This is a genomic window from Acinetobacter sp. SFA, assembly GCF_001647535.1.
GTDB classification, from domain to species: Bacteria; Pseudomonadota; Gammaproteobacteria; order Pseudomonadales; family Moraxellaceae; genus Acinetobacter; species Acinetobacter pecorum.
In genome coordinates this window covers 215,719-234,223 of sequence record NZ_LSZI01000012.1, presented here as the reverse complement: position 1 = coordinate 234,223, position 18,505 = coordinate 215,719, and the positions used below count along the sequence as shown (strand labels likewise).

At 41.7% G+C, this 18,505-nt stretch carries 18 protein-coding genes; 6 read left to right on the top strand and 12 right to left on the bottom strand.

Annotated elements, in window-relative coordinates; genetic code table 11:
- The first annotated feature begins 18 nt into the window (after positions 1-18).
- Both AY607_RS06235 and argF read left to right on the top strand, forming a co-directional pair.
- On the top strand, positions 19-666 hold the full coding sequence (locus tag AY607_RS06235) for a TetR/AcrR family transcriptional regulator (protein ID WP_064096105.1): 648 nt from the start codon (positions 19-21) through the stop codon (positions 664-666).
- A 113-nt stretch (positions 667-779) separates the two neighbouring features.
- Positions 780-1,700 (top strand): ornithine carbamoyltransferase, encoded by a 921-nt coding sequence (gene argF, locus AY607_RS06230; protein WP_064096104.1) that lies wholly within the window; start codon positions 780-782, stop codon positions 1,698-1,700.
- A gap of 56 nt (positions 1,701-1,756) precedes the next feature.
- Here the strand turns inward: argF and AY607_RS06225 are convergent, their stop codons facing one another.
- Complete coding sequence (locus AY607_RS06225; RefSeq protein WP_064102074.1) at positions 1,757-3,049, bottom strand: MFS transporter; 1,293 nt, start codon at positions 3,047-3,049, stop codon at positions 1,757-1,759.
- 347 nt (positions 3,050-3,396) lie between these two features.
- On the opposite strand from AY607_RS06225, the gene AY607_RS06220 reads away from it, so the two are divergent.
- Positions 3,397-3,873: a hypothetical protein gene (locus tag AY607_RS06220; RefSeq protein WP_064102169.1), complete on the top strand. Its 477-nt coding sequence runs from the start codon at positions 3,397-3,399 to the stop codon at positions 3,871-3,873.
- A gap of 108 nt (positions 3,874-3,981) precedes the next feature.
- Here AY607_RS06220 and AY607_RS06215 read toward each other — a convergent pair whose 3' ends face one another.
- From AY607_RS06215 to rpiA, 10 genes are all read right to left on the bottom strand, one after another.
- Positions 3,982-4,335 carry a YnfA family protein gene (locus AY607_RS06215; RefSeq protein WP_064102073.1) on the bottom strand — a complete coding sequence of 118 codons (354 nt, stop codon included), beginning with the start codon at positions 4,333-4,335 and terminating at the stop codon, positions 3,982-3,984.
- Positions 4,336-4,430: 95 nt separating this feature from the next.
- Positions 4,431-6,707, bottom strand: a complete 2,277-nt coding sequence (gene clpA / locus AY607_RS06210) for an ATP-dependent Clp protease ATP-binding subunit ClpA (RefSeq protein ID WP_064096102.1) — start codon at positions 6,705-6,707, stop codon at positions 4,431-4,433.
- 9 nt (positions 6,708-6,716) lie between these two features.
- Positions 6,717-7,130: an ATP-dependent Clp protease adapter ClpS gene (clpS, locus tag AY607_RS06205; RefSeq protein ID WP_064102072.1), complete on the bottom strand. Its 414-nt coding sequence runs from the start codon at positions 7,128-7,130 to the stop codon at positions 6,717-6,719.
- A gap of 18 nt (positions 7,131-7,148) precedes the next feature.
- Positions 7,149-7,898, bottom strand: a complete 750-nt coding sequence (locus AY607_RS06200; protein WP_064096100.1) for a DUF6776 family protein — start codon at positions 7,896-7,898, stop codon at positions 7,149-7,151.
- Between the two features lie 76 nt (positions 7,899-7,974).
- A complete protein-coding gene (gene argC, locus AY607_RS06195) occupies positions 7,975-9,030 on the bottom strand; it encodes an N-acetyl-gamma-glutamyl-phosphate reductase (protein WP_171254951.1) in 1,056 nt (351 codons plus the stop codon).
- A 145-nt stretch (positions 9,031-9,175) separates the two neighbouring features.
- Positions 9,176-9,535: a hypothetical protein gene (locus AY607_RS06190; RefSeq protein WP_171254941.1), complete on the bottom strand. Its 360-nt coding sequence runs from the start codon at positions 9,533-9,535 to the stop codon at positions 9,176-9,178.
- A 139-nt stretch (positions 9,536-9,674) separates the two neighbouring features.
- Positions 9,675-11,267 (bottom strand): rhodanese-like domain-containing protein, encoded by a 1,593-nt coding sequence (locus AY607_RS06185; protein WP_064096098.1) that lies wholly within the window; start codon positions 11,265-11,267, stop codon positions 9,675-9,677.
- A gap of 73 nt (positions 11,268-11,340) precedes the next feature.
- Positions 11,341-12,333: an aliphatic sulfonate ABC transporter substrate-binding protein gene (locus tag AY607_RS06180; protein ID WP_064096097.1), complete on the bottom strand. Its 993-nt coding sequence runs from the start codon at positions 12,331-12,333 to the stop codon at positions 11,341-11,343.
- A gap of 183 nt (positions 12,334-12,516) precedes the next feature.
- Positions 12,517-13,200 (bottom strand): M48 family metallopeptidase, encoded by a 684-nt coding sequence (locus AY607_RS06175; RefSeq protein ID WP_064096096.1) that lies wholly within the window; start codon positions 13,198-13,200, stop codon positions 12,517-12,519.
- Positions 13,201-13,444: 244 nt separating this feature from the next.
- Positions 13,445-14,116, bottom strand: coding sequence for a ribose-5-phosphate isomerase RpiA (gene rpiA, locus AY607_RS06170; RefSeq protein ID WP_064096095.1), 672 nt, complete (start codon positions 14,114-14,116; stop codon positions 13,445-13,447).
- Positions 14,117-14,220: 104 nt separating this feature from the next.
- Between rpiA and ilvA the strand changes: the two genes are divergently transcribed.
- On the top strand, positions 14,221-15,759 hold the full coding sequence (ilvA, locus tag AY607_RS06165; RefSeq protein ID WP_064096094.1) for a threonine ammonia-lyase, biosynthetic: 1,539 nt from the start codon (positions 14,221-14,223) through the stop codon (positions 15,757-15,759).
- Between the two features lie 202 nt (positions 15,760-15,961).
- Here ilvA and AY607_RS06160 read toward each other — a convergent pair whose 3' ends face one another.
- A complete protein-coding gene (locus tag AY607_RS06160; RefSeq protein ID WP_064096093.1) occupies positions 15,962-16,147 on the bottom strand; it encodes a hypothetical protein in 186 nt (61 codons plus the stop codon).
- A 332-nt stretch (positions 16,148-16,479) separates the two neighbouring features.
- Here AY607_RS06160 and AY607_RS06155 point away from each other — a divergent pair, with 332 nt between their 5' ends.
- The gene (locus AY607_RS06155; protein WP_064102071.1) at positions 16,480-17,136 is read left to right on the top strand and encodes a potassium channel family protein; all 657 of its coding nucleotides are present in this window, start codon (positions 16,480-16,482) and stop codon (positions 17,134-17,136) included.
- The gene (locus tag AY607_RS06150) at positions 17,133-18,473 is read left to right on the top strand and encodes a TrkH family potassium uptake protein (protein ID WP_064102070.1); all 1,341 of its coding nucleotides are present in this window, start codon (positions 17,133-17,135) and stop codon (positions 18,471-18,473) included. Before AY607_RS06155 ends, AY607_RS06150 begins: the two co-directional genes overlap by 4 nt.
- Positions 18,474-18,505: the final 32 nt, after the last annotated feature.

Sequence of the window (18,505 nt, the reverse complement as noted above, 5' to 3'; positions counted from 1 at the left end):
TGTTGATATATATCTCCTATGCAAGACCTCTCCCTAGAACCGCTCGCCAAAGACCTGCCGCAAACCAAACGCGGTCATGAGCGTTGTATTGCTTTACTAAACAGTGCAACCGAGCTGTTTCTGGAACGGGGTTATGATGCTGTCTCTCTGGATGATATCGTGCAGCATGCCGGTGGTTCCAAAGCATCTATTTATAAATACTTTGGTAATAAAGAAGGTTTGTTTAAAGCCATCTGTGATTACCGCCGTATCAAGTTTTTTGAGGATATCAGTATTCCAATCGAACTGATGGCACTGGATTTTCGTAGTTATTTGGTACACACCTTGCTCAATTTTTATCATCAGATCATGCAACCAGAGAATTCTGCTTTTATGCGTCTGGTCCTGGAACAGAGTCAGCGTAATCCTGAGCTCGCCCAGCATATTCATGAGCATGGCCCGGTGCATGTACAAAGTACCATTGCAACGGCTTTAGAACAGGCAGATGTACAAGGTTTATTGCATTGCGAAAATCCTCAATATTCAGCACAGCTGTATTTTGGTATTTTACGCAATCTGGAATGGCGTATCCTGATGGGAATTCCGGTACAGGAAGATGATCAGGAAATCGACAAATACATCAGTTATTGTGTAGATCGCTTTTTAGACGGTCATCAAAAAGTCTAGTTTTTTTGCATTTTTGATTGCTTATAGTATATTAGCCGATTCCGTATTTTTTCTTAAACTAACCAACAACTGATTGTTGATCGAGTTTTTCGGCAATTATTGTGGAGTAACGAATGGCTCTCCGTCACTTTCTCACCTTACGCGATTTATCAACTTTAGAACTTAACCAGATTTTGCAGCGCGCAATTGAGCTTAAGCGCAAACAGCATAACAATGAAGTGTTCCAACCTTTTGTTGGTAAAGTGATGGGCATGATTTTTGAAAAATCCAGTACCCGTACGCGTGTTTCGTTTGAAGCTGGCATGAGCCAGTTTGGCGGTAGCGCAATTTTCCTTTCTTCACGCGATACCCAGTTAGGCCGTGGTGAACCGATTGAAGATTCTGCACGCGTGATTTCAAGTATGCTGGATATCGTGATGATCCGTACTTTTGGGCATGATATCGTTGAACGTTTTGCATCCTATTCTAAGGTTCCAGTAATCAATGCACTAACTGATGATCACCATCCTTGCCAGCTGCTTGCCGACATGCAGACTTACCTGGAACATCGGGGTTCAATCCAAGGTAAAACTGTTGCCTGGATTGGTGACGGCAATAACATGTGTAATTCTTATATTGAAGCAGCACACATGTGGGGCTTTAAGCTGAAAGTGGCTGCACCGAAAGGTTATGAACCGCAGCAACAGTTCCTGTCTGAATTCGCGCATTGTGTCGAGCTGGTAGATACTGCTGAAGATGCAGCCGTGAATGCCGATCTGATCGTGACTGACGTTTGGGCCAGCATGGGTCAGGAAGAAGAACAGAAAATCCGTGAAAAAGCATTTGCAGACTACCAAGTCAATGAACGCTTGATGGATCTTGCGCATCCAGACTGTCTGTTCATGCACTGTCTGCCAGCGCATCGTGGTGAAGAAATTTCAGAAAATCTGCTTGACCATAAAAATGCTGTGGTTTGGGATGAAGCTGAAAATCGTCTGCATGCACAAAAAGCGCTGGTTGAGTTTCTGCTCAATGAAAACCTGAAAAAAGACTGATAATTTATAAACTATGAAAAAGCACCTCCTGAGGTGCTTTTTTGATTTTCCACTTCCTAAAGATCATCTTTTAGATATTGAGCTTCTTTAGGAAGTTGCCAGCTGCAGAAGAAACATATAATCAGAATCACGATCACATAGACAAAGAAACTGTTTTCTATTCCTGCTGCCTTAAACTGTAGTGCAACAGAGGGTGCGGAGCCACCAAAGACCGCGTTCCCAACAGCATAGGAAAAGCCTACCCCAAGCGCACGCACATGAGGCGGAAACAATTCTGCTTTTACAATACCGCTAATAGAGGTATAGAAACTAAGTATCATCATTAGAAAGATCAGCAGAAGCGCTACAATCATGGGAGAGCTGCTGAAGGCACGCATACCGAGCACCATGACGGGATAAATCGCAATAGCCATCAGACTGCTAAACAGTAGCATTGAGTTTCTTCGTCCAATACGGTCGGACAGCATGCCAAAAAAGGGTTGTGCTATCATGAGAATAAAGATAGACGCTGTCATAATCAGTCCTACGGTTTTGGCATCAATCCCAATATTGGTCAGATAAGTTTTTGAGTAAACCGTGATCACATAGAAACTCAAAGAACCTGCTGAAGTCAAACCAACGACCAGCAAAAAGGTTTTCCAGTAATTTTTAAATAGCTCTTTAAGTGTGCCGGATTCCTGCTTTTCACTATCTTCATGCGATAAAGTTTCTTCAAGCCGGCTACGTGCCAGTAAAGAAGCAAGTGCAGCCACGCCACCTATAACAAAAGGAATACGCCAACCTCCATCTTGTAACTGCTGTTCCGTCATCATATTCAAGAAAATGACGCCCAACAAGCTTGCCAAGAGTTGACCACCAGTTAAGGTTACATATTGAAAAGAAGAAAAGAATCCACGTTGACCCTTGAGGCCGAGTTCACTCATATAAGTTGCGACTGCACCATATTCCCCCCCTACAGACAAGCCCTGTAGCAGACGTACAAGTAGCAACAGAAAAGGAGCTATCATTCCGACTTGTTCATAGGTAGGTAAAGCCGCAAACAGGAAAGAGCTCAATGCCATCAAACAGATTGAAATAACCATCGACTTCTTGCGGCCATATTTATCCGCAATACGCCCAAATAGCCAACTACCAATGGGACGCATGAAAAAGCTGGCTGCAAATACTCCCCAAACGTAAATCGCCTGGGCAGAACTTTCCATTCCAGGAGCGGTTAATGCATGGGTAAAATACACTGCAAATACAGCATAAATGTAGAAATCAAACCATTCGACCAGGTTACCAGAAGCTGCTCCAACAACACCTTTAATTCGACTAATTTTTTCTTGTCTAGTATAAGTTTGGTTCAAAATACGACATCCTTATTTTAATTATTCAGGTTCAAAATTTATAGGTATTAGGCATATATCTTCCTACTAACTGTTTCCCCTTCTCCAGAAACCCAAGCTAGAGCTATTACTTTTTTTTGTAGATTTTTTATAAATATAAGCTTTGCTGAATAGTCAGACAAAATAATAAGTGTAATTTTTGATGAGTTTTTTGAAGCTGAAATATGAAAATTCTAATACTCATAGGCAAATATTGTTACTAAAACTTAGCGCTTAAGTATTCGCTATGAAATTAAAGTTGTGTGTTGTTTCTATTCATGGCATGTTTCTATTTTTCTCATAAAGTTAACGTAATTTCTGTGATTCATATGAAATATAATATTAAGCTACTCAGCGTTTTAGGACTTGGTCTCGGTCTACTCACAACAAATGTAAATGCTTCCGAATTTGATCAATATCTTCATAAAAAAGGGATTCTCGACAGTAGCTTTAAAATTAAGAAAAAAGCTGAACTGAATGAATTGCTGACAGTACTGAGCGCAGAAGATTCCAGAACCTTGCCTCTGCAAATTGACCAGAATACAGTGATTGAACAATTGCAGCTAAGCGCTAATAAAACCACGCTAAAAGGAATGATTACCACACCCGACTTCAGCCAGTTTGAAAAAGACCTCGGGCGCAAAGAGGTGATGAAAGTAATTCGTAATAATCTGCTCAATAATTGTGAAATTTTCTTTGAACATCGTTATCAGATTGAGAACCCTTACAAGGTTGAACTTACATTGAACTCGCAAACGCAAACTTATAAGACTGCTATTTCCCAGAAAGATTGCAAATTGAAATAGTCTAAATATATAAGAAATTTCGGGTGATTCGATTACAGAATTTAGAAAACAAAAAAGGTAGCTTTGGCTGCCTTTTTTGATGAACTTTTTTATCGAGGTGTACCCCGATTAACGTACTAAGCCTTGTGGTTGCAAAATAATAATTAATGCGCCCAGTATGACCACCATACCGCCAAGCAGATCCCAACGTGACAGCGTCACTTGATCAATGAAGCGCAACCACATCAGGGCAGAAAAAATATAAATACCACCATATGCTGCATAGATCCTTCCCGAAGCAGCCGGATGTAAGGTTAATAGCCAGACAAAGATCGCTAAAGCCAGAGCTGTCGGAATCCACAACCAATGGCTTTTTCCCTGATTTAAAATTAGATAAGGAAAATAACAGCCTAAAATTTCCATCAATGCTGTGACCAAAAACAGGAAAAATGTCGTGAACAACTTGGTAATTTGAATATCCATAATTTATCTTTTGAACTAGATGAATGAGTTTAATGCTTTAAAATATGAATGCATGAAAAAACCCGTGCAAGCACGGGTTTAATCTTTTTCGTCAATTAGGCCGGTTCAGCTGTCTGGTCTTCAAAAACTTCAAGTTTTAAGCCGACTGCCTTACCATTTTCTTTCTTAACAGACACCGCAACATTACCACCATTTTCAGCCAGCTCACCAAACAGGATCATTTCAGCCAACGGTTTTTTCAGGTGTTCCTGAATCAGACGCTGCATTGGACGTGCACCCATCAAACGGTCATAGCCATGTTCAGCCATCCATTCACGTGCGCTCTGATCCACTTCGAGCATGACTTTTTTATCATCCAGTTGTGCCTGGAGTTCTGTCAGGAATTTATCTACAACATTTTCAATAATGCTGCTTGGTAATGCCTTGAACTGAATCACGCCGTCGAGACGGTTACGGAATTCCGGCGAGAAGGCTTTCTTCATCGCTTCCTGATTATCGTTACTATTGTCTTGTTCCATGAAACCGATGCTGGCACGAGAAATACTCTCAGCACCAATATTGGTGGTCAGTACCAAGACCACGTTACGGAAGTCAGATTTACGCCCGTTATTATCGGTCAATGAACCATGGTCCATGATCTGCAATAACAGGTTAAATACATCTGGATGTGCTTTTTCGATTTCATCAAGAAGTAATACACAGTGCGGATTTTTGTGAATCGCATCGGTGAGCAAGCCACCCTGATCAAAACCGACATAGCCGGGAGGTGCGCCGATCAGACGGGACACTGCATGGCGTTCCATGTATTCCGACATATCAAAACGAACCAGTTCCACACCCATCTGTTTCGCGAGCTGCTTGGTCACTTCGGTTTTACCAACACCTGTAGGACCCGCAAAGACAAAACTACCTACAGGCTTATCTGGAGACTTCAAACCGGCACGTGACAACTTAATTGCAGATGCCAAGGCCTCAATAGCTTCATCCTGTCCAAACACCACACGTTTCAGATCTCGCTCAAGATTTTCCAGCACACTCTTGTCATCTTTAGAGACCGTTTTTGGTGGAATACGCGCAATTTTAGAAACGATGTCTTCGATATTTTCTACCGTAATTAAACTGTCATCTTGCTCCGCTTTAAGACGGCGCTGTGCACCGGCTTCATCAATCACATCAATCGCTTTATCTGGCAGGAAGCGGTCATTGATAAATTTTGCAGATAGCTCTACTGCAGATACCAGAGCTTGATCGTCATACTCCACATGATGGAAATCTTCAAATTTCGATTTCAGACCACGTAGGATATCAATGGTTTCTGAAATAGAGGGTTCATTCACATCAATTTTCTGGAAACGGCGTGATAAAGCATGATCTTTCTCAAAGACCTGGCGGTATTCCTGGAAAGTGGTTGAGCCAATGCAACGTAAAGAACCATTTGCCAGCGCCGGTTTGATCAGATTCGATGCGTCCATAGTGCTGCCCATGCTCGAACCTGCACCAATAATCATGTGAATTTCATCAATAAACAGCACTGCTTCTGGTTTCTTTTTCAACGCATTTAAAAGCTGTTTCAAGCGTTTTTCAAAATCACCACGGTATTTGGTTCCTGCTACCAAAGCACCAATATCCAGGCTGAAGATTTCAGCATTTTCCAAGGGTTTTGGCGCTTTACCATTAACAATCAACCAGGCCAGACCTTCAGCAATCGAGGTTTTACCAACTCCCGGATCACCGACAAGCAGCGGGTTATTTTTACGACGGCGGCAAAGGATTTGCGCGGCACGCTCAATTTCTTTTTCACGACCAATCAGTGGATCAGTCTTGCCTTTTTGTGCTTCCACATTCAGGTTAGTCGTATAAAGCTCAAGTGGACCTGAACTCGCTGAAGATGTGGATTCGCCATCTAGGTCCTCAATCTCTTCTTCAGATTGCACGTCTTCTTTACGCGTACCATGAGACAAGTACTGGGTCAGCGTCAATCGGTTAATCTGATGGCGTTTCAGCAGATAGACCGCAAATGAATCACGCTCAGAATACATGGCTACCAGAATATCGGCACCTTCTACAGTACGATCACCGCCGCTTGACTGCACGTGAAAAATCGCGCGTTGCAAGATCCGGTCAAAGCTTTCTGTCGGGTGTGGTGCCTGGTCACTATTTTCACCAAGTTTAGGGGTATGTTGTTCTACGTACTCTTCTAATTCCTTACGCAGCACGATAATATCCGCGCCACATGCTTTCAGGGCATTTACGGCGGAATCATTGTCGAGCAAGGCCAACAATAAATGTTCTACGGTCAGGAACTCATGTCTCTTTTGACGAGCCATGCTGACAGCCAAACGTAGTGATACTTCTAATTGACGACTGAGCATGTAACCCCCTTAATCTTTAGGCTCTATTTGGCAAAGTAACGGATGACCTTGTGATCGAGCATAATTATTGACTTGGTTCGCTTTGGTCTCCGCAATGTCTCGAGGATAGACCCCAGCTACACCCTTTCCTTCATAATGTACAGTTAGCATTACTTGTGTAGCTTGGTCAAGATTCATTGCAAAGTATTGTTGTAAAATTTCAATTACAAACTCCATCGGGGTGTAGTCATCATTTAATAAAACGACAGCATACAATGGAGGGCGTTTCAATTCTGGCGGCGCAGTCTGTACAGCCAAGTCAGAATCACCTTCTTCAGAAGGTTCATTTGCTAAACGGGGGCTGATATGCCAATCAACAATTCCAGACTCATTAAAAGAGTTTTTAATATCACTTAAACACATTTGACGTTTATTGCTTGGCATAAGATTTATATTTCACACTTAATTTGCATTTGCTTCGGTTTTCGGAATTTCTGACAAGGAGGCAGCCTGATTTTCGACTGCTTTGCCCTGTTCCCAACTAAAACGACGAATTACAGGTTTGGCACCAGTAAGACGCACTTCAATAAATTCAGGCTTAAAGCCTTTAGGCATGGTCCAGCGGCCTGTGAGTCGCTCATAATTTTCAAAATTGAAGTTTTTATCCTCTAATGGCACGACCAGAATTTCAGTGCCTTTAATCAGGCGCAATTCTACGCTACCTGAAGCACGGCTTTTACTTGGACTCACCTGCACCAGATCAATCTGATATTCAAAGGCATTTTCGGGTAAAGGTTTGATTGACAGATTTTGAACTGCCAATGCCAAACCACCACGCTGACGCAAAACCTCGCGATAAATGGTTCCCACGCTTTCAGCCTGAGTCTGTTCATCACGTGCCTTGGTCATGGCCAAATATAGATCATTAGCATTGCTGACCGCCAGATCACGTTCCTGAACCGCAGTATTCAAGTTTTTGTTCAATGTTTCCAGACTGGCTTTCTGTTTTTGTACCACTTCAACCAGTTGTTCCGCATCTGCATCAAAACCAACCGCAGTCAAACCTTGCCGATGCCCGACGGTATAGCCCAGTAGACCACTCCCAAGAATCAGAACAGCAGCACCGGTTACTAATGGTGTGTTGCCTTTCATCCATGATTTCTTTGTATCGGGTTCCTGAGCGATCGTCATGTTTAACTCATTATTCGGCATTTTGATCTCTGTTTGCTTTATACAAGACACACATTTAAATGCAAATCTAAATGTGTGTGAAGTTCTAATACGTTTTTTATGGTAATAAACCAATATTATTTAAGCCAGCATCTTCGGCAAAACCAAACATCAGGTTCATGTTCTGCACGGCCTGGCCTGCTGCACCCTTGACCAGATTGTCTTGTGCAACCAGAATGACCAGTTTAGCGGGTTGCGGCTTATACAGGGCAATACGCAACTGATTCGCTCCACGCACTGAACGAGTTTCAGGAGAACTGCCTGCTGGCATTACATCGACAAACTGTTCGTTGGCATAGAATGCTTCATACAGTGATTGAAGATCAGCTTGTTGACCTGCTTCAGTTAAATCGATATAGATGGTCGACAACATACCACGGATCATTGGCACCAAATGTGGTACAAATAAAATGTGATCAAACACATCTTTCTGACCTGAAATATTTTCCAGTGCTTCGACAATTTCAGGATGATGGCGATGACCCGCTACACCATAGGCTTTAAAGTTATCGGCATTTTCAGAATAAATCATGCCCAGACTAGCTTTACGACCTGCACCTGATACACCCGATTTGGCGTCGATAATAATGCTTTCAGGTTTCACCAATGCTTCAGCTGATTTCAAGACAGGTGCCAGACCCAACTGAACTGTGGTTGGATAACACCCCGGATTTCCGATGACACTGGCCTTTTTAATTTCTTCACGATTTAGCTCAGATAAACCGTATACAGAATCTTTTAACAGTTCTGGACATGCATGTTGCATGCCATACCATTTTTCAAACTGTCCAAGATTTTGTAAACGGAAATCTGCTGCCAAGTCAATCACTTTGGTATTTGCAGCAACCAGCTCTTCGGCATGTTTCATGGCGACACCATGCGGAGTTGCAAAGAAAACCACATCGCATGATTTTAATAGCTCAAGACTGAGATCAGAAAATTGCAGATCAGTATGTCCACGCAAACTTGGAAACATGTCATCTACACGACGGCCTGCTTCAGTACGTGATGTCAGTGCTGTTACATTTACATCTGGATGTCGCAGTAAAAGACGCAAAAGTTCAACGCCTGTATAACCTGTACCACCCACAATACCCACTGAAATCACGATGATTACCTCAAATAAATGTTGCCTTTTATAAGGCTAGTATGACAGGAAGTTATGCTTTTCTAAACCATTTTGCTGGGGTTTGCTGGTTTTTTATAGGCTTTCAAAAGGTCCATATAAAATTTGCATTAAAATTAGTATTTATTAGTGGTTAGTCTGCTTTTGCTGTTGACCAGCTGCAATAGCATAGATAAATCGTAAATAAAAATGCCGGCAATGCCAACAATACGATAGCGTCTAATCGAATAATAAATGGAATTAAGCCTATAATCGCTAGTAAAGTCCCCAGTGCTGAAATCCATTGAGAGATAGGCAGATGCTTCACCCATAAAATACTCATATAAAAAAGTACACCCCAGGCTACCATCCCCGCCAACATGAATAACCTGTATGGCCATGGATACACAATGGGCAGACTTGGATTAAAAATACTCATGAGAAAAAGTACATAAAAGAAAAGTGCGGGAATTGATAGCATAAAAATTAAAATACTTGTCAGTAAGCGGTTCATATTAGAATCTGATATTGTTTTTGTTATCTTTGGAGTTTAACCTAAAATTTAAAAGGCTAACAATAAACTGTACTAAAATGCTTAGGCTATTTTAATTAAAAAATAAAACCGCATGTGCGGTTTTATTTGACTTGATACATTAGACAACAAAAAAACCATGGGTTGCATCTTTCGTTAATTGATCGACCAAACCGTATTCCCAATCCAAATATGCCTGCATCGCTTCCAAAGCGTTGTCAGTTCCTTCATACGGCCGCTTATAACGGTCAATTTGTGGGGATAAGGCTCGGATATCATCAGAGGTTAATTCAAAGCCTGCTTGTTGCCAGCCCGTGTTGCCGCCATCGAGTACCCATATTTTCTGTTCTTGAGCTAAATACGGTGCAATTTCCTCAGCAGCATATTGCGCCAAAATTGCCGTGCTACAGGTCAGCACAATTACTTTTTTGGATTGAAATTCGGGCTCCTGAATCTTTTGAATCGCGTCAGCTTTTAATAACCATTGTGCACCGGGTAAATGGCCTTGCTTATAGTTTGCAAAGGTGGAGACATCCCAAATAGCAATATCCTCTTTCGCGAAGTGATTTAAGTCTTTAGCCGAAATAGTCTGGGCTAAATGCACATTTGGCAGTTTCGATTTCCAAACGCCCTGTTCTGTGAGGACCTGATTAAAATCGGTCTCTAGTACATACACCTCCCAGTTCATCTGCCCCAACCAAGATGCCGTCATATATGCTCTCACCAAAAGGTGATCAATTAAGACAATTCGTGCACCCCGTACTGCAGCAGTATGATCGGTTTCCTGTACCAGTTGACCACCCGCAACCCATCGTGATTCAGGTAAATGTCCCTGTATATATTCCTCTTCATCACGTACATCAAAAATATACGTCGTACGCGTCGTCTCTGTTTTAAATTCCTGTAGTTGTTCTAGGGTAATGGTTTTGACATGGGCTTTTTCTGCCAGTTCTTTAGCACTAAAAACCTGTTGCTCTGATATTGGAGCAATTTGATCTTTATACGAGCGTTGCTGACCGTGCTCTAAGTTCTGGCCTGCTAACGTCCAGCCAATAGTCCCATTCCGCAATGCATAAACAGGATGTGGGATTTTGGCATTGATTAAAGACTGGGTGCCAATAATACTCCGGGTTCGTCCAGCGCAATTTACAAGAATCGTGGTATTTTCATTTTTGACCAAGGCTGGTGCACGTAAAACCAGTTCAGCACCCGGTACGCTTCTCCCGGTTGGGATACTCATAGTCTGATATTCATCGAAACGACGTGCATCTAGGATAATAATATTATCATTCGCATCGATTTTAGCCTGTACATCTTCTGCACTTAGAGACGGCGTATGTTTAAAGTGCTCTACCCATTCACCAAATGCTTTACTCGCAGAGTTCACATCAATAAATAACTCACCACCCTCCTGCTGCCAGGCTTTGACTCCACCTGCCAGGACATAAACCTGGGTGTAACCATACTGTGCTAATTTTTCTGCTGCGCGTTCAACCCGACCATCACGATCATCATAAAGAACGACTTTCGTTTCTAAACGTGGAACACGATTTAAGATTTCTATTTCTAAACGTGATAGGGAAATATTGGTGGCAAACAAAGGATGTGCTTGAGCATAAATGTGCTCCTCACGTAAATCGACAATAGCGATTTCTTTACCCGCCAGTAAAATTTCTCGGATTTGAACAGCGTTTAATGCTGGAATATTTGACATAAATGACTCAGATTTGCTTAGGCTATTTTATTAAACATAAAAAGTCTCAATATGAATTGAGACTTCTAAAAGTTTATTTCGCTTTAAAAATATCGGATGCTTTTGCATCGATGCTGTGTGGAATTAGCTTTTCATTAAAGAATGCATCGGAAATCTGTTGCTGTTCCGCCATATCTTCCGCAATAACGTTTTGCACGTTATAGCTACGATTAGCATTGGCTTGGAGTACAACGTCTGTAGGCAAGTTACCCCATAATGGCGCCAAAATTTTTGCTGCATCATTAGGGTTTGCCTTCACCCAAGCTGCTTTTTCTTCAAGTGTTTGAATGATGGTATTGAGAATCGCCGGATTTTCCTGTGCAAATTTCTGAGCAGTCAAATAGTAACGAATATAATTTGCAAGACCTTCACCTGATGCCAAAACTTTTGCATTCTGAAGTACTGTACCACTTGAAACATACGGCTCCCATGTCACCCATGCATCTACACCGCCATGTTCAAATGCTGCACGGCCATCTGCCGGACTTAACCACGCTGGCGTAATGTCTTTGAAACTTAAACCTGCTTGGTTTAAGGCTGCAATGAGCAAATAATGGCTACCAGCAGCTTTGGTCACCGCAATTTTCTTGCCTTTTAAATCTGCAATAGTTTGAATTTTTGAGTTTTTCGGAATTAAAATTGCTTGTGCATTTGGAGATGCTGTTTCTTTTACATAATAAGTGAGTTTTGCTTGAGCCGCCTGTGCGAATACAGGAACCGTATCTGCCACATCTGCAGTCACATCTACACTTCCTACATTAAGCGCTTCTAACAGCGGTTGACCACTGGTAAATTCGTGCCAGCTGACTTTGACATTTTTTTCAGCCAATTTTTTCTCAAGTTCACCCGACTCTTTAAGTAAAGTCATCAAAGTAGATGAACGTTGATAGCCGATACGTACATTCTCGGCTTTATAAACCGCATCATCTGCTTCTGGTGAAGATTGTGTATTATCAGGTTTGTTACAAGCGCTTAAAAATACGCTAAAAATTAAAGAGAAAACACATAAAAATCTAGAATAAACCATCGCGGTTTCCCCATCCAATAACCGCAGTGAAAAACCCAGTGCGATCTGTTTAAATTGAGGGCATTCTAGAAAAGTGATACATGATTTAAAAATAATCTATTCTCATAAGGGATGCAGAAATTGTTCAAACATCCATCATATTTTTATCTCAAATAAATATCGAAAAATTAGAATTAGATTAGATTAGATTTGATGCCACCAATACGGTAAAGGTGTAGTTTTTAACAATTGACGATGAATTTTAAATTCTGGATCATGCTTCGCCACTTCTGTCCAGAAGCGTGGGCTATGATCAAAATGTTTAGTATGCGCCAGTTCATGTATAGCGACATAACGCGTGATATTTTCAGGAAACAATACCAGCGCGCTATTCAACATAATATCATATCTGGCAGAGCAGCTACCCCATCGGGTTTTGGGCTGCCGAATGTTGCAATTAATGAATGGCAAATCACATTGCTGCGAGACAAGCTTTAAATATGAAGGGAGCTGTTCTTTTGCATAGGCAATCACAAAAGCCTTTAAATATTCTTCAGGATGTCGGTCACTAATCCAAAGCTGTAAATTTTTATGATCAAAAATGAAGTTGTTCTTCTGGTTTTGATAAGAAATTTGTACAGGTTCTTTAAGATTGAATAACCGCAGCTCACTCGGTAGCGTCCGGTCAATATTTTCGATTTTTTCTTGCTGGGATTGCCAGGTTTTAATCAGCCAGCTTTCAGATTGCTCAATAAAATGCCGTATCTGTTTTTTGCTGCAAAAAAATGGGGCTGTAAGGCGAATCTGGGTCGCATCGACACGTAAACGTAGCCGTGTTGAACGGACATTTCGGGTGATTTGAATTTCGGGTAAGTCGGATAAGGTCATTTTTTATATTTAATCATTTTTTAATCCTCCCCAACCCTCCTTGGTTAAAGGAGGGAGAAAAGCCTTTATTAAAATATGTAATAACGAGCCTTTCTTGCATAAATGTTAAAGCAGAACTTTAACTTTTACTCAGAGTTTGGGTAGATTTATTTACGATAAACTCACTTCTTTCATTTTCTACCACCTCTTTTACATTTTATCCTAGAAGAAGAAAACATAAGGCATGAAAGAAGGTCATCAAATCTTAAACCGCTGTACGCTCTTCAATTCCGTTATCCGTCGCGACAATTGCGATATCTGCTTTGTTGATCGCAAAGATCCCGTTACACACTACCCCTGGAATATCATTGATGGTTTTTTCAAGCTCAAGTGCATTCAGGATATTCAGGTTATAAACATCTAAAATCACGTTACCGTTGTCAGTTACCACACCTTCACGGTACGCAGGATCTCCACCTAAAGCGACCAGTTTACGTGCTACTGCAGAACGTGCCATCGGAATCACTTCTACCGGAAGCGGGAATTCACGGCCTAATTGCCCTACCCATTTTGAATCATCTACGATACACACGAATTTTTTCGCGATAGAGGCAACAATTTTTTCGCGAGTCAGTGCTGCGCCACCACCTTTGATCATATGCATATGACGGTCAATTTCGTCCGCACCATCGACATAGGCATCTAGACCACCCACGCTGTTCATATCAACAACTTCAATGCCGAGCTTTTTCAGGCGCTGTGCTGTCGCTTCCGAACTGGCTACCGCAGCTTCCAATTGCAGCTCAGGTAAAAGCTCAATTAAAAAGTTCACAGTGCTACCTGTACCTACGCCTAAAATACCCCCTTTTGGCAAGTGTTTTAAAGCCGCTTTGGCTGCAGCTTGCTTCTTCTCATCTTGGGTTGCATATAGACTCATGGCTTCACTCAACTATTTTGGACTTTTGCAGTATTTTCGAACCGCAAAGCTGTCTGGTTTGTTACAATAAGTCCCTATTTTAAACTGTTAGATGGAAAATTAACATGCTGTCTCGTTTGGTTCGACAAATTTTACAAGCAACGGTCTATGATGTTGCAATCGAAACCCCACTCGAAGCAGCGCCACGAATTAGCGAACGACTCAATAATAACATCCGCTTTAAACGTGAAGATTTACAACCGGTTTTTTCATTCAAGCTACGCGGTGCTTACAACCGTATTAGTCAATTACCGAAGTCGCAAATGGAACGTGGCGTTATCACTGCTTCAGCAGGCAACCATGCACAAGGCGTGGCACTTTCAGGGAAAAAGCTAGGCATACGCGCAATTATTGTGATGCCCAAAACCACACCTGATATCAAAGTACAGGCAGTTAAACGTCTCGGTGGCGAAGTAGTTTTACATGGCGATTCATTTGATGTTGCCAATAAATATGCGATTCAACGTGCCCAAGAAGATGGCATGACCTTTATTCCGCCCTATGACGATGAACTCGTGATTGCGGGTCAAGGTACGATTGCCAATGAAATTCTGCGTCAATGGCGTGATGTGGACTACGTGTTTGTTGCAGTGGGCGGTGGCGGCCTGATCGCAGGTGTCGCAGCTTACTTAGGTGATGTCGCACCACACGTCAAAGTTATTCCGGTGGAATATGATGAGTCTGCCTGTTTAAAAGCTGCATTTGAAGCCAATGAGCGTGTGATTCTTCCATCTGTTGGATTATTTGCTGATGGGACAGCGGTAGCCCAAATTGGTGAAAAACCATTTGATGTAATCCGTCTACAAAAATCGGACAATTCTGGCCCAATCGTGGAACCCGAGGTGGTGCTGGTGAATACTGATGAAATCTGTGCTGCCATTAAAGATACCTATGACGAGTGCCGTAGCATCGTAGAGCCATCAGGTGCAATGGCACTGGCCGGCATAAAAAAATACGTGGCTGAACATGGCATCGAAGGGAAAAACATGGTGTCGATTGTCTGCGGCGCCAACATGAACTTCGACCGTTTACGTTATATCGCGGAACGTACCGAACTGGGCGAGCGTAAAGAAGCAATCTTTGCCGTGACCATTCCGGAACAGAAAGGTTCATTCCTGAGTTTCTGCCGTGCCTTGCAAGGTCGTAATATTACTGAATTTAACTACCGTGCCAGCGATGCTTCTGCTGCGCAGGTATTTGTCGGCATCAGTCTGAAAAATGGCGAGAAAGAACGTCAGGAAATTTATGAAGCCTTAAAGTTCCAGTATGACGTTGACGATCTCTCTGATGATGAAGTCGCGAAACTGCATATCCGTTACTTGATCGGTGGCCATGCCGATATTGAAAATGAACGCCTGTTCCGTGTGGAATTCCCGGAACGTCCAGGCGCATTATTGACTTTCCTTGAACGTCTTGGTCCAACCCATAACATCACCCTGTTCCACTACCGTAATCACGGTGCTGCTGAAGGACGTGTTCTGGTGGGTCTTGAAGCAACCGATGCACAGCAGAATCCAGACGGCTTGATCGAAACTCTCGAGACCATTACCTATCCTTATCAGGAAATTACCAATAACCTGGGTTATCAACGTTTCTTGAAGTAATCCTTCCAAATAAAAAACCGCCTTTTGAGGCGGTTTTTTATACATATACAATAATTTTTATTAATGATTTTTTTAAACTATTTAGAGTTTTAATTAAAACTTCGTGTGCAACTTTAATATCAATACTGTGATGTCTCCTGCGATCATCGTCTAAAATTTTATCTTTACTAAATATAGCTAAATGTAAAATGTCATTTTGAAGCTAATCAAGTTCTTCGTAAGTTTTAATTAATCTTCCCTTTAACTGCTCAAGATCTTTATCTTTTTCTACTTCAAGAATGATCTCTAAATTAGAAATTATACCTACATATAAATCATAAATAATCGGCTTCAATTCTTTTTCAATACCATAATATACATTCCCCTCACCCCTCATTAGGTCCTTCATTTAAATTATCAACATGCGAAGCAATATATTAGACAAAATATTTATCAAATTTTCTAATATCCAGATAAACTTCCTTTGCAATATTTGAAACTGTTTCAACTCTCTTTTATGTTTTCCATTGCTTTGAAATACAGTAAGCCACGATAACCGTTAAAATTGCGGCAGCAATCGTTGCAATAGCTCCCTAATCAAGCACACAACTCTCAACCATTTAGCTCTTTTCCTTTTGAAATAAACGTTTTATATCAATTATGTAAAACTTCAAACATCTTGGATTAGATTAACGCTAACATAACTCAAAACACTTTGTTTAGAATAATTAAGGATAGCAAATGGCATTATTTGCAGTCATCGGGCTTGGCAGTTTCGGTGCCACAGTGGCCACACAGCTCATCAGCCTGAATCATGAAGTGATCGGGATCGATCTGAATAAAAAATATGTAGAAAACATTTCTGATCAGCTAACCCATGCCGTGATTGCCGATGCAACCGATGAACATGTACTCGACGAGCTGAATATTCAGCGCTGTGATGCTGCTGTGGTGGCAATTGGAGAGGATATTGAAGCCAGTATCCTGTGTGTATTGCACTTAAAAAATATGGGTGTCAAGAAAATATGGGCGAAAGCGAAATCAAAATCCCATCACATGATTCTGACCCATCTTAATGTTGAAAAAATCATTCACCCTGAAGAAGATATGGGAGTTCGGGTGGCCCAGTCATTAAGCTATCCGATGGTCAGTCGCTATATGGCGCTTGAGGATGATCACTATATTGTCAAAATTGAAATTCATGCTGAACAGCATGGTATGCCATTGAATCAATTGATGAAGCATGGGCCTGAAATTACTACTTTATTACATAAGCGCGGGTCTACCCTGCAATATCGCGTAGATGCCGATCAGATTCTTCAGAAAGGCGATATTCTTGTGGTTGAAGGATTATTAGAGCCTTTGCGCCACCTTTCTAAATACTTTAGACATCTATGAAAAGTTCTAACTTAAAGCAACACAGGACGATTAATCTCAGTCCTCCAAGCTTACTGGCTTTAGGATTTCTCGGATTAATTCTGATCGGTTCGCTGCTATTGATGCTGCCCATTGCACATCAGGGAGAAATCAGCTGGCTGGAAGCTATTTTTACCGCAACTTCAGCAGTCACCATCACCGGACTATCGGTGGTGAATGTCGGTGAAGCCTATACGGTATTTGGGCAGATCGTCATTATGTTTTTGTTGCAATGCGGTGGTTTGGGTTTTATGACTTTCGCCATTCTAGCAGTGATGAGTCTGGCTCCAAAAATGGGACTGAAGCAGCAAGTCATGGCACAAGAATCCATCGGACAAACCAGTCTGAAAAAAGTCAGTTTTACCATTAAAGCCGTATTTTTATATTCACTATTTTTTGAAGCAATCGGTACGTTGATTCTGACTTTAGCGTGGCTCAAAGAATATCAGTTCAGTGATGCATTATTTTATGCAGCCTTTTATAGCGTTTCAGCTTTTAATAATGGTGGGTTTTCACTCTTTCCCAACAGCTTGATGAGTTTTTCCGGCCAGTATTTAATTACTTTTACTATCAGCATGTTGTATATCATTGGGGGTATTGGCTTTTTGGTGTTGATGGATGTTAAAAAAAACAAGCGCTGGCGCAAGTTAAGTACTAACAGCAAGCTGATCCTCTCTACTATTCTGGGTCTTAACTTAAGTGCGTTTATCTTACTCTGGCTATTAGAGGCCTCTAATCCGCAAACTTTGGGCCTGATGAGTTTAGGCGATCAGGCCGTAAATGCCTGGTTCCATGCCACGGTTCCCCGCTCTTCGGGTTTTAATAGCTTGCCAATGGAACAAGTGAGCGATGCATCCAGTCTCGTTACCATGCTGCTCATGTTTATCGGGGGCGGCTCCTTAAGTACTGCAGGCGGCATCAAGGTCGGAACGTTTATTATTGTGGTAATAAGTGTCATCAGTTTTTTAAGACGCGAAGATGAAATCCGGGTGTTTAATCACTCTATTCCGGAGAAAACCACATTTAAAGCCTTGGCTGTAGTGTGCATTACTGCCGCCCTCATTATAATGGGCTTTATGAGCCTATTAATTCTGGAACCTGATCTTGATTTTCTGGACCTGCTGTTTGAGGCTGTTTCGGCGGCATGTACCGTCGGCTTGTCTCGGGGTGTGACTGAAGAGTTACAACCAGCCAGTTTAATCATTCTGATGTTATTGATGTTTGCAGGTCGACTAGGGCCACTGACACTTGCTTATTTCATTGCAACTCCGAAAAAGAGCCGTATAAAACATCCTCCTTCAGAAATCCAGATTGGCTAAGTTTAGTTATAAAAAAACCATGCCGCAGCATG

Excerpts from the sequence above, each read along its gene's own strand:
- AY607_RS06215 (WP_064102073.1), bottom strand. The coding sequence starts at position 4,335 with ATGGATATTCAAATTACCAAGTTGTTCACGACATTTTTCCTGTTTTTG.
- AY607_RS06235 (WP_064096105.1), top strand. The coding sequence starts at position 19 with ATGCAAGACCTCTCCCTAGAACCGCTCGCCAAAGACCTGCCGCAAACC.
- AY607_RS06180 (WP_064096097.1), bottom strand. The coding sequence starts at position 12,333 with ATGGTTTATTCTAGATTTTTATGTGTTTTCTCTTTAATTTTTAGCGTA.
- AY607_RS06155 (WP_064102071.1), top strand. The coding sequence starts at position 16,480 with ATGGCATTATTTGCAGTCATCGGGCTTGGCAGTTTCGGTGCCACAGTG.
- AY607_RS06150 (WP_064102070.1), top strand. The coding sequence starts at position 17,133 with ATGAAAAGTTCTAACTTAAAGCAACACAGGACGATTAATCTCAGTCCT.
- AY607_RS06200 (WP_064096100.1), bottom strand. The coding sequence starts at position 7,898 with ATGCCGAATAATGAGTTAAACATGACGATCGCTCAGGAACCCGATACA.
- clpA (WP_064096102.1), bottom strand. The coding sequence starts at position 6,707 with ATGCTCAGTCGTCAATTAGAAGTATCACTACGTTTGGCTGTCAGCATG.
- AY607_RS06175 (WP_064096096.1), bottom strand. The coding sequence starts at position 13,200 with ATGACCTTATCCGACTTACCCGAAATTCAAATCACCCGAAATGTCCGT.
- AY607_RS06190 (WP_171254941.1), bottom strand. The coding sequence starts at position 9,535 with ATGAACCGCTTACTGACAAGTATTTTAATTTTTATGCTATCAATTCCC.
- AY607_RS06185 (WP_064096098.1), bottom strand. The coding sequence starts at position 11,267 with ATGTCAAATATTCCAGCATTAAACGCTGTTCAAATCCGAGAAATTTTA.
- AY607_RS06160 (WP_064096093.1), bottom strand. The coding sequence starts at position 16,147 with ATGAAGGACCTAATGAGGGGTGAGGGGAATGTATATTATGGTATTGAA.
- AY607_RS06220 (WP_064102169.1), top strand. The coding sequence starts at position 3,397 with ATGAAATATAATATTAAGCTACTCAGCGTTTTAGGACTTGGTCTCGGT.
- ilvA (WP_064096094.1), top strand. The coding sequence starts at position 14,221 with ATGCTGTCTCGTTTGGTTCGACAAATTTTACAAGCAACGGTCTATGAT.
- rpiA (WP_064096095.1), bottom strand. The coding sequence starts at position 14,116 with ATGAGTCTATATGCAACCCAAGATGAGAAGAAGCAAGCTGCAGCCAAA.
- clpS (WP_064102072.1), bottom strand. The coding sequence starts at position 7,130 with ATGCCAAGCAATAAACGTCAAATGTGTTTAAGTGATATTAAAAACTCT.
- argF (WP_064096104.1), top strand. The coding sequence starts at position 780 with ATGGCTCTCCGTCACTTTCTCACCTTACGCGATTTATCAACTTTAGAA.